The 12691-nt window shown below is 60.2% G+C and carries 11 protein-coding genes; 8 read left to right on the forward strand and 3 right to left on the reverse strand.

Annotation, left to right across the window (positions count from 1 at the left end; genetic code table 11):
• Positions 1 to 26: 26 nt before the first annotated feature.
• Together RLEG4DRAFT_RS59435 and RLEG4DRAFT_RS59440 are read right to left on the reverse strand one after the other, a co-directional pair.
• The gene (locus RLEG4DRAFT_RS59435; protein WP_003574461.1) at positions 27 to 2114 is read right to left on the reverse strand and encodes an ABC transporter substrate-binding protein; all 2088 of its coding nucleotides are present in this window, start codon (positions 2112 to 2114) and stop codon (positions 27 to 29) included.
• 125 nt (positions 2115 to 2239) lie between these two features.
• Positions 2240 to 3706: an alpha-glucosidase/alpha-galactosidase gene (locus RLEG4DRAFT_RS59440; protein ID WP_037093108.1), complete on the reverse strand. Its 1467-nt coding sequence runs from the start codon at positions 3704 to 3706 to the stop codon at positions 2240 to 2242.
• 245 nt (positions 3707 to 3951) lie between these two features.
• On the opposite strand from RLEG4DRAFT_RS59440, the gene RLEG4DRAFT_RS59445 reads away from it, so the two are divergent.
• Positions 3952 to 4794: an AraC family transcriptional regulator gene (locus RLEG4DRAFT_RS59445; RefSeq protein WP_037093105.1), complete on the forward strand. Its 843-nt coding sequence runs from the start codon at positions 3952 to 3954 to the stop codon at positions 4792 to 4794.
• 36 nt (positions 4795 to 4830) lie between these two features.
• On the opposite strand, the gene RLEG4DRAFT_RS59450 is transcribed toward RLEG4DRAFT_RS59445, so the two are convergent.
• Positions 4831 to 5892, reverse strand: a complete 1062-nt coding sequence (locus RLEG4DRAFT_RS59450; RefSeq protein ID WP_003574456.1) for a class I SAM-dependent methyltransferase — start codon at positions 5890 to 5892, stop codon at positions 4831 to 4833.
• Positions 5893 to 6125: 233 nt separating this feature from the next.
• Between RLEG4DRAFT_RS59450 and RLEG4DRAFT_RS59455 the strand changes: the two genes are divergently transcribed.
• The 7 genes from RLEG4DRAFT_RS59455 to RLEG4DRAFT_RS59485 all read left to right on the forward strand — a co-directional run bounded on the left by RLEG4DRAFT_RS59455 (position 6126) and on the right by RLEG4DRAFT_RS59485 (position 12625).
• Complete coding sequence (locus RLEG4DRAFT_RS59455) at positions 6126 to 6446, forward strand: helix-turn-helix domain-containing protein (RefSeq protein ID WP_003574454.1); 321 nt, start codon at positions 6126 to 6128, stop codon at positions 6444 to 6446.
• Positions 6447 to 6707 carry a hypothetical protein gene (locus tag RLEG4DRAFT_RS59460; RefSeq protein WP_003574453.1) on the forward strand — a complete coding sequence of 87 codons (261 nt, stop codon included), beginning with the start codon at positions 6447 to 6449 and terminating at the stop codon, positions 6705 to 6707.
• Between the two features lie 9 nt (positions 6708 to 6716).
• Positions 6717 to 6956 (forward strand): hypothetical protein, encoded by a 240-nt coding sequence (locus RLEG4DRAFT_RS59465; protein WP_003574451.1) that lies wholly within the window; start codon positions 6717 to 6719, stop codon positions 6954 to 6956.
• A gap of 245 nt (positions 6957 to 7201) precedes the next feature.
• On the forward strand, positions 7202 to 8722 hold the full coding sequence (locus RLEG4DRAFT_RS59470; protein WP_003574449.1) for a cyclic nucleotide-binding domain-containing protein: 1521 nt from the start codon (positions 7202 to 7204) through the stop codon (positions 8720 to 8722).
• Positions 8723 to 9069: 347 nt separating this feature from the next.
• Positions 9070 to 11631: a GcvT family protein gene (locus RLEG4DRAFT_RS59475; RefSeq protein ID WP_003574447.1), complete on the forward strand. Its 2562-nt coding sequence runs from the start codon at positions 9070 to 9072 to the stop codon at positions 11629 to 11631.
• A 275-nt stretch (positions 11632 to 11906) separates the two neighbouring features.
• Complete coding sequence (locus tag RLEG4DRAFT_RS59480) at positions 11907 to 12290, forward strand: type II toxin-antitoxin system RelE/ParE family toxin (RefSeq protein ID WP_003574446.1); 384 nt, start codon at positions 11907 to 11909, stop codon at positions 12288 to 12290.
• A complete protein-coding gene (locus RLEG4DRAFT_RS59485) occupies positions 12287 to 12625 on the forward strand; it encodes a helix-turn-helix domain-containing protein (protein WP_003574444.1) in 339 nt (112 codons plus the stop codon). Before RLEG4DRAFT_RS59480 ends, RLEG4DRAFT_RS59485 begins: the two co-directional genes overlap by 4 nt.
• Positions 12626 to 12691 lie beyond the last annotated feature (66 nt).

Raw genomic sequence — 12691 nt, forward strand, 5'->3', positions numbered from 1 at the left:
AATGCGACGCGCCTCTGTATCAGGCATCAGTTGATCGGGCCCTTGTCGCCGGGTTTGCCGGGCAGCTGCTCTGGGAACAACTCGTATTTGCCCTGCTTGTCGGCAGCCACCCACAGGCGTTCGCGGATCACCGAATCTTCGGCCCAGTTGAACATCATGATCGGCGTCCCCTGCGGCACGTTCGAGAAGCGCTTGTTGACGATCAGCGCGCCCGGATATTCCGTCAGACCGACGGTGTTGACGTGCTCGGTCGAGATCTTCTGATACTGCTTCATCAGGTTGACGCGGTCGTCGTTGTCCTGGCTCGTCCTGAACTTGTTGACGACGTCGACAAGCTCATTTTCGAACGGCATCAGATCGAGCTGGTCATCCTTGCCGGCGCGATGGTGCCAGCTGGTGCGCGGACCGACAGGGGCAAGCTGCTCGGTATTCTGCACCACCGACGACAGCTCCGTCGTGTTGCGCTGGATCAGCCAGTCGAAGCGGCCGGCATAATGGGCATCGTCACGCTTGGCGCCGTCGAGCGCGTTGATGACGATCTTCAGGCCGAGCTTCTCCATCTGGCCGACGACACCTTCTGCAAGGCTCTTGTCGGTCGTGTACTGATTGTTGATCAGCATGACGATTTCGACATCCTTGCCGCCCGCCGTGCCGGCCGGGAAGTTCACGATGCCGTTGCCATCGGTATCCTTGAGGCCTGCCTTGGCGAGTTCCGCCTTGGCGCCCTTGAGATCGAAGGGATAGTAGACGGTGGAGTTGCGGTCGTAGAAGCTGGTGCCGGAGGAAAGCCCGCCCGGATAGATCGCGGTGAACGGCCCCTTGACCAGCGAGTCACCGATCGCCTTGCGATCGAGCGCCATGGTGACGGCCTTGCGGAAGTCCTCATTGCGGTTCAGCTCGCGGATCGCCTGGCCGCGCTCATCCGGGTTGCCCCAGCCGTTGGCGGAGAAGTTCATGCGCAGGTTATAACCGATCAGCCGCGGGCCGAAGGCAAGCCGGGCCGGCGCGGTCTTTTCGGCGGCACGCTTCAGCGAGGCGACGAAGTTTTCCGGCTGCTCGAGGTTGGAGAAATCGGCGGAGCCTGCCACGGCCTGAACGTCGCGGTCGGCCCAGGTCGAGAGCTTGTAATGCAGCTCGTTCAGATAAGGCAGCTGGTTACCCTTCTCGTCGACCTTCCAGTAGTAGGGGTTGCGGCGCATGACGATGATGTCGTCGGAACGATATTCCACCGGCACCCAGGCGCCCATCACCGGCATGTTCATGAACTCCGGCGGAAAGGCGTTCTTGAACTGGTCGTAGGTGTTTTTCGAATATTTCGGATGCTGGGGTTTGAGGATATGCGACGGACCCGGGCAGAAGTTCGGGTAGGACATCGTGTAGAGATATTGCTTCGGGAAGGCCTCCTTGAAGGTCCATTCCACCGTGTAGTCGTCGATCTTCTTCAGCGTCGTGCCGACACCGAAAGCCTCAGGCGATGCACCGCCGCCGAGCGGCGAGACGTTCGGGTCGACGACTTCGTCATCCCAGTAGAACATGATGTCGTCAGCATTGAACGGAGCGCCGTCCGACCATTTGGCACCTTCGACCAGGTGCATGGTCAGCTTGTGACCGTCTTCCGACCAATCCCAGCTCTTGGCAAGGTTCGGCAGCGGCTCGGTGTCCTTGGCTTCCACCTGGAACAGCGGCGCGGTGCGCGTCAGGCATTCGGAAAGGCCGATATCGATGCCGCCCCAGCCCTGCGTCTGACCGGCTCCATAGTTCCAGCCTTCCGGCCGGCCGCCGATGACATGGCGCATCGTATCGCCGTAGACGCCGATGCCGTCGGGCATATTGCCTGTCTTGAAGACCATCGGCTCCTTCGGCAGGCGGTCTTTCACCGGCGGCAGCTTGCCGGCGGCGACGAAATTCTTCGTGACCCAATCGGGCTCGTGATATTCGGGCAGCGCCTTGAACTCCAGGATGGAGTCGCGCGCCACATATTTGATCTTGCCTTCGGCAGGGAATGCCGGCGGCACCGGCGGCACGGTTGCCTCAGAGGCATATGCATTCAGCGCCAGGACCGAGACGCCGAGCGCCAGTCCTGCCAGAATGCCAAGGTTACGGAATTTCATCATCGTTTCTCCCTCTTGTTCCGGAGCGCGGATCTCACGGGCTCCTTTTCCTCGAACGACATGAAGGCGGGCCGGCGGCCCATGGATTTCCCTCCCGGAAACCCATGACGACCCCTCCTTTACGAAAATCAGACGGCCTGCTTCAGCGCCGCCTTTTCCGCGCGCAGCTCTTCGATCGAGCGAACGTTGCGGCGCGCAGCTCCCGCCCAATCGCGGGTCTGCACCTTGGATTTCGACAGCCGCTCCTTGGCGGCCGGCACAGCATCGGCATATTGCGGCAGCCAACGCGCCTGGGCAACGACCATCTCGTCGACCATCTGCCAGACTTCTTCCGGCGTCGATACGGCTCCAACAAGCGGATCGTGCAGCACGGCAAGCTTCAATAGGTCGATGTCGCCTGTTATGGCGGCATGCACCGACATGCGCTGGACGTTGATCGAGGCAATGCAGGTGGCGGCACAAGCTTCCGGCAGCGTGACGCCCGAGACCATGTTGATGCCGAAGCGGTCGACGAAACCAGGCGATTCGATGATCGCATCGGCCGGCAGGTTGGTGATGACGCCATTGTTCTTGACGTTGAAATGGCCGCGATAGACCCGGTTCGTCTCCAGCGCCTCGAGGATATGGCTCGCATGTTCGTTCGAGCGCTTGGCCGGATCGATCGGCTTTGAGGCGGATTCCAGGAATTGCGGGAATTCCGTCTCGAACCAGTTGCGGGTTTCGGTTGAATGGCGGAGATAGCCGCCAGTCTCGCCGTGGATCCAGTCGGACATGTCGATCCAGCGGGTAATTTCCTCCGGCCGCTTGCGGTACCAGGGCAGGTATTCCGAAAGATGGCCGTTGCTTTCGGTGGAATAGACGCCGAAACGCTTCAGCACGTCGATGCGCAGCTTTTCCTGCTGCGAATAGACCGGATGCGCCTCGAAAGCGGCAATCAATTCGTCCTTGCCGATCTTGCGACCGTTGAGGCGCAGGTCGATGAACCAGGTCTGGTGGTTGATGCCGGAGCAGACATAGTCGAGCTCACCGAGCGACTTGGCGCCGAGCACTTCGGCGATCTGTTCGGCGCCATGCTGGACGCCGTGGCAGAGACCAACGGTGTCGACCTTGCCATATTCGATCGCCGCCCAGGTGTTCATCGCCATCGGGTTGGCGTAGTTGAGGAATTTGGCACCCGGTTCGGAGACCTCTCTGATATCCTTGCAGAAATCGAGGATGACCGGGATGTTGCGCTGGCCGTAGAGGATGCCGCCGGCACAGATCGTATCGCCCACACACTGATCGATGCCGTATTTCAGCGGAATGCGGATATCGTCGGCATAGGCTTCGAGGCCGCCGACCCTGACACAGCTGATGATGTAGCGGGCGCCGGTCAGCGCCTGGCGCCGGTCGGTCGTCGCCGTGACCTTGGTCGGCAATCCGTTCGCTTCGACGATCCGGTCGAGGATCGCCTTGATCATCTCCAGATTATGTTCGCTGAGATCGGTCAGCGCGAATTCGACGTCGCGAAACTCCGGAACACACAAAATGTCGGTAAACAGCTTCTTGGTGAATCCAACACTGCCCGCACCGATAATAGCGATTTTGAAACTCATGATCTTCACCTCGACCCAATCGAATGCTACAGAAATGACGGCCACGGAGGACCAGGCCGCATGCTGGCGCATGGGACTGAAAAAGCCGAAAAACTGTCTGTTTTCCTCCCGGCCGCTCTTTCGGCCGTCGTCTCTTCTCTGTTTGTCGAGCGGGATTATGCCCGAAATCGGCAGGGCGACCAGAGAAGGATTATGCTTTCAGGGGTAATTTTGTGCTGCAGAATTTGATTGCCAACGGACAGTCGATGAGGACGGTTTCGCTGCCCCGCGGCCGCCAACGATTGCATGCCATGCCGACCAGCTCCGGCTATGAGGTGCGCGAGAACGAGCCCTATGACTGGGACGGCCGAAGGCGCGGCCAGACGCCGTTCACCGTGCTGCAGCACACGATCAGCGGCACCGGCCGGCTGCGCTACCAGAATCGCAACTATCGGCTCCAGGGCGGCGACACGCTGCTGGTGCTCGTCCCGCACAATCACCGCTACTGGCTGGAGAAGGGCGACCGCTGGGAATATTTCTGGATTTCGATGAATGGCGAGGAAACGCTGCGCATCCACCAGCTGGTACTGTCGACCGCCGGGCCCGTGCTGAAGCTGCAGTCATCGACGATCGATCATCTCGCCGATTGCAGCCTGCGCCTCGTCACCGGGGCGACCTCTCCGGGTGCCGCCTCGGCGATTGCCTATGAAGCGGCGATGGCGCTTTACGACGACGTCTTCGGCTCGCCGGCCTTTGCCGCCGAGCTCAGCCTGATGCAGCCGGTGATCGACCATATCAACGCCAATCTCGAAAAGCCGCTGCCTGTCAGCGAACTTGCCGGCATCGTCGGCCTCAGCCGCGCGCATTTTTCGCGCAGTTTCGCCGAGAGCGAGGGCATGCCGCCGGCCGAATTCGTGCTGCAGCAGCGCTTGCAGCGCGCCGTCAAGCTTTTGACCAAGGCCGACTTTCTGCCGGTCAAGGAAGTTGCCATCATGTGCGGCTTCGAGGATCCTAATTATTTCTCCAAGGTCTTCCGCCGGGTTTACGGCACCAACCCAACGGAGTTCCGCACGACCGGCATGTATGCCAGCATCGGCAAGCTGAGATAGCCGGCGGTCTGTTTCTGCTGCCGCGCGCCCTCCTCCTCAGGCCCGCACCTCGAACACCATGTTGAACGGAGTTTCCGTCGCACGGCGGAAATGCTTGAAGCCGGCGTCGAGCGCCACCTTGCGCAGCTTCATTTCTCCCGCCTGTGCGCCGAGCCCGAGCCCCACTTCCTGGGAGAGCGATGCTGGCGTGCAGATCATCGTCGAGGCGCCGTAATAGACGCGTCCAACCGGATTGAGATTGTCCTTCAGATGATCATGGGCAAAGGGCTCGACGATCAGCCATGTGCCGTTTGGAGCGAGCGTTTCCTTGACATGCCGGCCGGCGCCGACCGGATCGCCCATGTCGTGCAGGCAGTCGAACATGGCGACCATGTCATAGCTGCGCCCTGGAAATTCGGACGCCTTGCCCTGCTCGAAAGTGACGCGGTCGGAAACGCCAGCCTCTTTTGCGGCGGCCTTTGCTCTTTCGATCGAGGGCCCGTGATAATCGAAGCCGGTGAAATGCGACGCGGGATAAGCCTGCGCCATCAGGATGGTCGATGCGCCGTGACCGCAACCGACATCGGCGACGTTGGCGCCGGATTTGAGCTTTTCTTCGACGCCTGCGAGAGCCGGAATCCATTCGTTCACCAGATGGCTGTTGTAGCCCGGACGGAAGAACCGCTCGGTTCCCCGGAAGAGGCAGTTGCTGTGCTCATGCCAACCGAGACCCTTACCGGTGCGGAAGGCATCTGCGACCTTCGGCTCGTCCATCCACATGGATTGCACGACCTCGAAGGCGCCGACGAAGAAGGCCGGGCTGTTTTCCTCGGCAAAGACCATCGCCTGCTCAGCCGTCAGGCTGAACCGATCGGTTTTTTCATCGTAAGCGACATAGTCTGCCGCCGCCTGAGCGCTCAACCATTCCCTAAGATAACGCTCCTTCACCCCGGTCTTGGCGGCCAGCTGCTCTACGGTCAGCGGTGTTCCGTCGGCCATCGCCTTGAAGATCCCCACCTTGTCGCCAAGCACGACCAAGGCACCTGACACGGCGGCGCCGACATCGCCGATGAGACGACCGACCAGCGCATCGAGTTTCTGCATATCCGGCTCACGCATTGTTACCTCCCAGCGTGACAAACGCCTGTAGATTAGGCTTTAATAATATTCAGTCAATCAACCGTCCCCATCGCCCAATCAGGGTAGCTCAACGGTCCTATTGCGCGTCGGCAAGACGTGCGCTTGCCTTCTCCGCCTGTGGTTACATCTTAATATGGCCGACCAAGAGCAGGCCCTGATTTCTCGGAAACCACGGAAACGCTCTCCCCTTCTTTCAATGTCAGGTGGTTGTTTTGTGCCTATCTCCAGCTCAATGCCGGGCCGCGCGGGCCCTCGTCGGATGGTCCGAAGATGACTTGTCTTCTGTGTCGAAAATCGCCAAACAGACGATTGCCGATTTCGAGGCCGGGACGCTTCCCCCGTCTGAGCGAATCCTGCAGGATATGAAGCGTAGTTTGGAGGATGCGGGCGTGCTTTTCATTGCAGAGAATGGCGGTGGTGCCGGCGTTCGCCTTGCGAAAGGCGCCAATGCCTCGATCGACACGAACGAAACCGAGACGGTTCAATATGAAGAACATCTCAAAAACGACGCCCCTCCCGGCGCTGGCGGCTGAATGACAAAGAAGCAAAAGCTTGAACACTCCGAACTGGCGGGGGAATTTTCCGATGACGGCGTAACCGTGCTCGTCGATATCTTTCGAACCGCCGGCAGCAACGAGGACTGGACGATGGAGGTCGTCACGCAAGGCGAGGATCTGATCCGCTGGGACGAGCCGTTTTCGACCGACCGGGATGCCTTCGACGAATTCCTGGCCGTGGTGGCGCGGGACGGGATACGATCCTTTCTCGAAGATGAAGAGCCTTCCGTGCATTGAGGGATATCTGTGAAAAGCATCAATGATCTGGTCGCCTCGGCGAAGACCGTCTGCGACCGATATCGGGCCGGGCGGATGGAACGCGAGACCGTGCGCGAATGGGTTCTCGGCCTTGGCGCCTATCCGTCGCCGCACGGAGACCGCGTGCGCGAAGCCGCCGAATGGTTCCGCCTGCACAATCGCGAGCCCGTTTCCGATGACATTGTGCTGGTCGATATCGACCGGCTCAAGGCGATTTCAGCGCCGTGATCCCGGGGCGTGCGAGGGGGCTGGCCAGGTGCAAGGGCTCGCACATACGAAGCCAGCCGTTGCCTGACCGTTCGATGCAGGATTGATCGCCACGCGCCGGCGCGATCCTGAACGAGAGTTGCGTCCTTCCCTGGAGCGGTTCAGCTCTTCATGGAATCGCAGAACTCCTCTAACATCTTATTTTTACGCAATTCCCGGGAAACCGCTTCGCATTTTCCTGAAACTGCTCGAGCGAGTTGATTTCGATGCTTGATAGGCTGACATGGTCCGGGGTGCTTGCCGATCCTGTCGTACAGGCCGGAACGCTGGCCGTCGTCGGCGCGATCATCACGCGAATAGCGCTTCGCCCCTTCCCAAGCTGGAAGCTCGCGGGCCAGGTATTCTTCTTCGCAGCGCTTACCATTCTGTTGCTCTATCACGACATCGTGCCCTACGAGGTCGGCCCGACGCCGGATTCGACATTCGAACGCGTCTTCATCGCCCTTGCCAAAGTGGTCTGGTGGATCAACGCCGCCTGGGCGCTGATCGGCTTCGTGCGCGTCTTCCTGATCTTCGAGCGCCAACCGCGGGAGGGCCGGCTCGTTCAGGATCTGGTCATTGGCCTGATCTATCTCGGCGCGATACTCTCGGTGGTCGCCTATGTCTTCAGCTTTCCCGTCGGCACGCTGATCGCCACCTCGGGTGTCTTTGCCATCATCCTTGGCCTTGCGCTGCAGAGCACGCTCAGCGACGTGTTTTCCGGCATCGCCCTCAATCTCGGGCGGCCCTACATCATCGGCGACTGGATTGTCCTCAACGACGGTGTCGAAGGACGCGTCGTCGAGACCAACTGGCGCTCCACCCATCTGCTGAACGGTTCGAACGACCTCGTCGTCCTGCCCAACAGCTTCCTTGCCAAGGTTGGGCTGACCAACCTCAGCAGCCCCGACCGCAGCCATGGCGTGACCCTGACGGTCCGTGTCGTGCCGACGATCGGGCCGACGGCGATCCTCGACGTCATGCAGACGGTGCTTCTGAGCAGCGGCTCGATCCTGACCGAACCGAAGCCCGGCGTGCAGATCAAATCGTTGAATGCCGACGCGATGGACGTGGAGCTATTCTTCCGCGTCAGGGATATCGGCCATGCCGGACCGGCGAAGAATGAGATATTCGATCTCATCTACCGCCATATCAAGGCCGCAGGCCTCACTCTCGCGCGGCCGATCGATGCCGCCGGCCCGCCGCCCGATCAGATGCTGTCGGAAGACGTGGTGAAGCCGCACCGGCCGACGCCGCTCAAGCTTCTCGATGCCGTGCCCCTGTTTGCCTCGCTGACCGAGGACGAAAAGGAAACGCTCGCGGCCTCCATGTCGCGGCGGACCTACAAGAAGGACACTGTTCTCCTCGAACAAGGCGACACGGTCGCATCGCTGATGATCGTGCGCAGCGGCGCGCTTATCGCGACCCGGCAGGAAGGCCACAAGGAAATCGAACTTGGCCGGCTGGCGCCGGGAGACTATTTCGGCGAAAGCGGGCTGCTGATCGGCATCGGCGAGGCGGCGAGCCTGCGCGCGCTCACCTTTGTCGTCGTCTATGAGATTGCCCAGGCCAGCCTGACGCCGCTGTTGCACGACAGGCCGGGGATTGCAGAGGAGCTGGCGGCAACACTGTCGCGCCGCATCGAGACCAGCCAGCATTCCTTCGCGACCGACGGCGTCACTCTAAACGGCGGCTCGATGACCTCGCTGGTGACACGGATCCGCCATCTGTTCCAGGTGCCGCAATAGCGGCCTCGTTATTCATGTCGCCCTGGACGGGATTTGGCTGCCCCATGAATCGGTTCAGCTCTTCCTGTTTCGCATTTTTCAGGAATTCCTCTAGCCTCGATCGGGCTGACGCAATCACACCGGTACTCGACGGCGTAGGACCAATGACGATGACGAGCCTGAGACATAATAGCGGCATCGCAGCTTTGTTGCGAAGAGGTCTGGAGGTTCCGCAGCTTTGGTAAATGTGACACCGTTACGAGGCTGACACGGCTCTTGCGCCTTCCGCACGGAGCGTTCCAGCCGCGAAGCGCAAGTCGAGCGCGGCTGGCCAATTCTAATTCGTCCGATCAATAGAGGAATAACACGTGGCAACATTTCCGGAAAAGGCAAAGGTCGTCATCATCGGCCTCGGCGGTATCGTCGGCGCCTCCATCGCGCATCATCTCGCCGAGCGCGGATGGGACGATATCGTCGGCATCGACAAGTCGGGCATACCGACCGATATCGGGTCGACAGCCCACGCCTCGGACTTCTGTTACACCACGAGCCACGACTATCTCTCCGTCTGGACGACGCAATATTCGATCGATTTCTACGAGAAAATGGGCCATTACGCCCGCATCGGCGGCCTCGAAGTGGCGCGCACCGGCGACCATGCCTGGATGGAGGAAATCAAGCGCAAGCTTTCCTCGGCACGCGCTTTCGGCACGCGCGCCCATTACGTCAGCCCTTCCGAGATCAAGGAGAAGTTCCCGCTGATCGAGGAAGATCAGGTCATGGGCGGCCTTTACGATCCCGACGCCGGCCTCGTCATTCCGCGCTCACAAACCGTCGCCGGCAAGCTGGTCGATGCCGCCGAAAAGGCCGGCAAGCTCAAGGTGTTCGGCAACACGCCGGCCAAGTCGCTGATCGTCGAAGGCGGCCGCATCAAGGGCGTCGTCACCCATCGCGGTACGATCATGGCCGACCACGTCATCGTCTGTGCCGGCCTCTGGGGTCGCCTGATCGCGGAGATGGTCGGCGAAGACCTGCCGGTCATGCCGGTCGACCACCCCCTCACCTTCTTCGGTCCCTATAACGAGTTTGAAGGCACCGGCAAGGAGATCGGCTTCCCGCTGCTGCGCGACCAGGGCAACTCCGCCTATATGCGTGATACCGGTGACCCGGCGACGACCGAGGGCGGCCAGATCGAGTGGGGCTATTACGAAGCCACCAATCCGCGCATGTGCCATCCGCGCGATATTCTCGAAAAACACGAAGCCCGGCTTTCGCCCTCGCAGCGCGACCTCGAGATGGAACAGATCATCGAGCCGCTCGAGCGCGCCATGGAACTGACGCCGATCCTCGGCGAACTCGGCTATAATGAAGGTCACTCCTTCAACGGCCTGCTGCAGGTTTCCGCCGGCGGCGGCGCATCCTGCGGCGAGAGCCAGAAGGTTCGCGGCCTCTGGTATTGCGTTGCCATCTGGGTCAAGGACGGCCCGGGCTACGGCAAGCTGATCGCCGACTGGATGACCGATGGCCGGACTGAAATCGATCACAACAGCATCGACTACGCCCGCTTCTATCCGCATCAGCTGACCGAAGAGTTCATCGAAAACCGCTGCTTCGAAGCCGCCCAGAAGATCTATTTCCCGGCCGTTCACACCCGCGAACCCTATGCATCCAGCCGCAACGCCAAGCGCTCGCCGTTCTACGAGCGCGAAAAGGAACTCGGCGGCTACTTCATGGAACTTGGCGGCTGGGAGCGTGCGCACGGCTACGCCGCCAACGAACACCTTCTGGAGAAGTACGCCGACCGCGTCCCGGTTCGCGAGAACGAATGGGACAGCCGCCATTTCTGGCGCGTGTCGAATGCCGAGCATCTGGCGATGAGCGAGGATTGCGGCATCGTCAATCTCAGCCACTTCCACATGGTCGATATCGAGGGACCTGACCATGTCGAGCTGATGGAATGGCTGTGCGCCGCCAAGGTCGGCGGCGATGCAAACATCGGCAAGGGCGTTTACACTCACTTCCTCGACGACGAAGGCATGGTGCGCGCCGACTTCACCGTCTTCCGCATGGCCGACCGCTGCCGTCTCGTCAACGGCGCCGATGCCGGCCCGCGCGACCTGCACTATATGAAGCGCGTCGCCGAAGACCGCGGCCTTGACGTGACCATCACCGACGTCTCGGAAAAATTCGTGACCATCGGCATCTGGGGTCCAAACGCGCGCGACACGCTGAAGAAGGCCGTAGCGGATCCGGCCGGACTCGATCAGGAAAACTTCGCCTTTGCGGCGATCAAGCCGATCGAAATCGCCGGCAAGCCCGTCACCGCCTTCCGCATCTCCTATGTCGGCGAGCAGGGCTGGGAACTGCACATGAAATACGAAGACGGCCTCGCCGTCTGGGATGCGCTGCGCGCGACCGGTGTGATGGCCTTCGGCGTCGAAACCTACGCAAACTCGCGCCGCATGGAAAAGAGCCTTCGCCTGCAGAACGCCGACCTCCTGACCCAGTATAATCTGATCGAAGCCGATCTCGCCCGTCCGAAGGTCAAGGAAGCCGATTTCCGCGGCAAGGCAAAGCATCTGGAATATAAGGCCCGTGAGCACCAGCCGGCCATGCTCTGCACGCTTGTGATGACCGACAATACCGACAAATCGGGTGTGAAGCGTTATCCCCTCGGCAACCTGCCGGTCGTCGATCCCGCCACGGGCGAGGTCCTAGTCGACGAGCTCGGCCGTCGGTCCTACACCACGTCGATCGCCTACGGCCCGACTGTCGGAAAGAACATCGCTTTGGCTTACTTGCCCTGGTCGCATTGCCAGGTCGGACGCAAGCTGAATGTCGAGTATTTTGCCGAGACTTATCCGGTGGAGGTTGTCGGCGTCGGCTACAAGCCGATCTATGACCCGGAAAATCTGAAGCCGCGCACCTAACGCATCGGCCCGGAATCGATTTTCGGAAAGCACGATGCGAGGATTGAAGTAGTACAGCGCCGCGCGTCAAAAAAGCGCGGCGCTGTAAGCACTTAAGCCCTTGTGGCGTCGCAAGGATGGGGCACGAAAAACATTAAGCCTCTTGACCGAAACGAGGAAATTTCGGAGTTCCTCAGATGAAGGCCGTATCGAAAGGCCAGGAAGGTCCCACACTTAATTCCTGCCGTGAAATGCCGGCTTGACAAATTATGAGTCTTTACTCATAATTTCCCCAGATGGAAAACTTACCCCGCCCTACCAGAGCGCTCCTTTGGATAGCGTCGAGCCGCAAAGACTATGCGGATTTTCCGCCCAAAGTTCAGGAAGCTTTTGGCTTTGAGCTGTTTCTGGCGCAGACGGGGCAACACCCTCCATCGGCAAAGATGCTCAAGGGTCTCGGCACGGGTATAGTAGAGCTGGTCGAAGACCACGACAGCGATACCTACCGCGCCGTTTACACCGCCCGTTTTGATACGGCCGTCTACGTGCTGCACTGCTTCAAAAAGAAGTCCAAGAGCGGCATCAAAACACCCCAGAGCGATATCGAGCTGATCAAACGCCGTTTCCGTGATGCGGAAGCCGATTATGCAGCGAAACAAAATGAGGAGCGCAAGCGATGAAAACCGAACATGTCGAGGTTCATGCCGGCCACCCCAACATCTTTGAAGAGCTGGGACTACCGGACGCCGAAAACCACTTCTTGAAAGCGCAGATTGTGGCAGCCCTGCACCGCCTCGTCAACGAGCGCAAACTCAACCAGGCGAAGGCCGGGACCCTTATGGGTATTACTCAGCCGGAAGTGTCCCGCCTCTTCCGGGGCCATTTCCGGGAATACTCCGTTGAACGCCTCATGAGTTTCCTAACAGCTTTCAACCAGGACGTTGAAATTGTCGTAAGGCCTCATGCCAAGGCCGGAGAAACCGGCAACATAACCTTCAATGCCGGCATGGCTTAACGAGATCGGCCCGCCCGACATACTGATTATTCGTTGGCAGGCGGCGTCGAGCTCGCCCGCCCGCTT

It is taken from the genome of Rhizobium leguminosarum bv. trifolii WSM2297 (assembly GCF_000271845.1).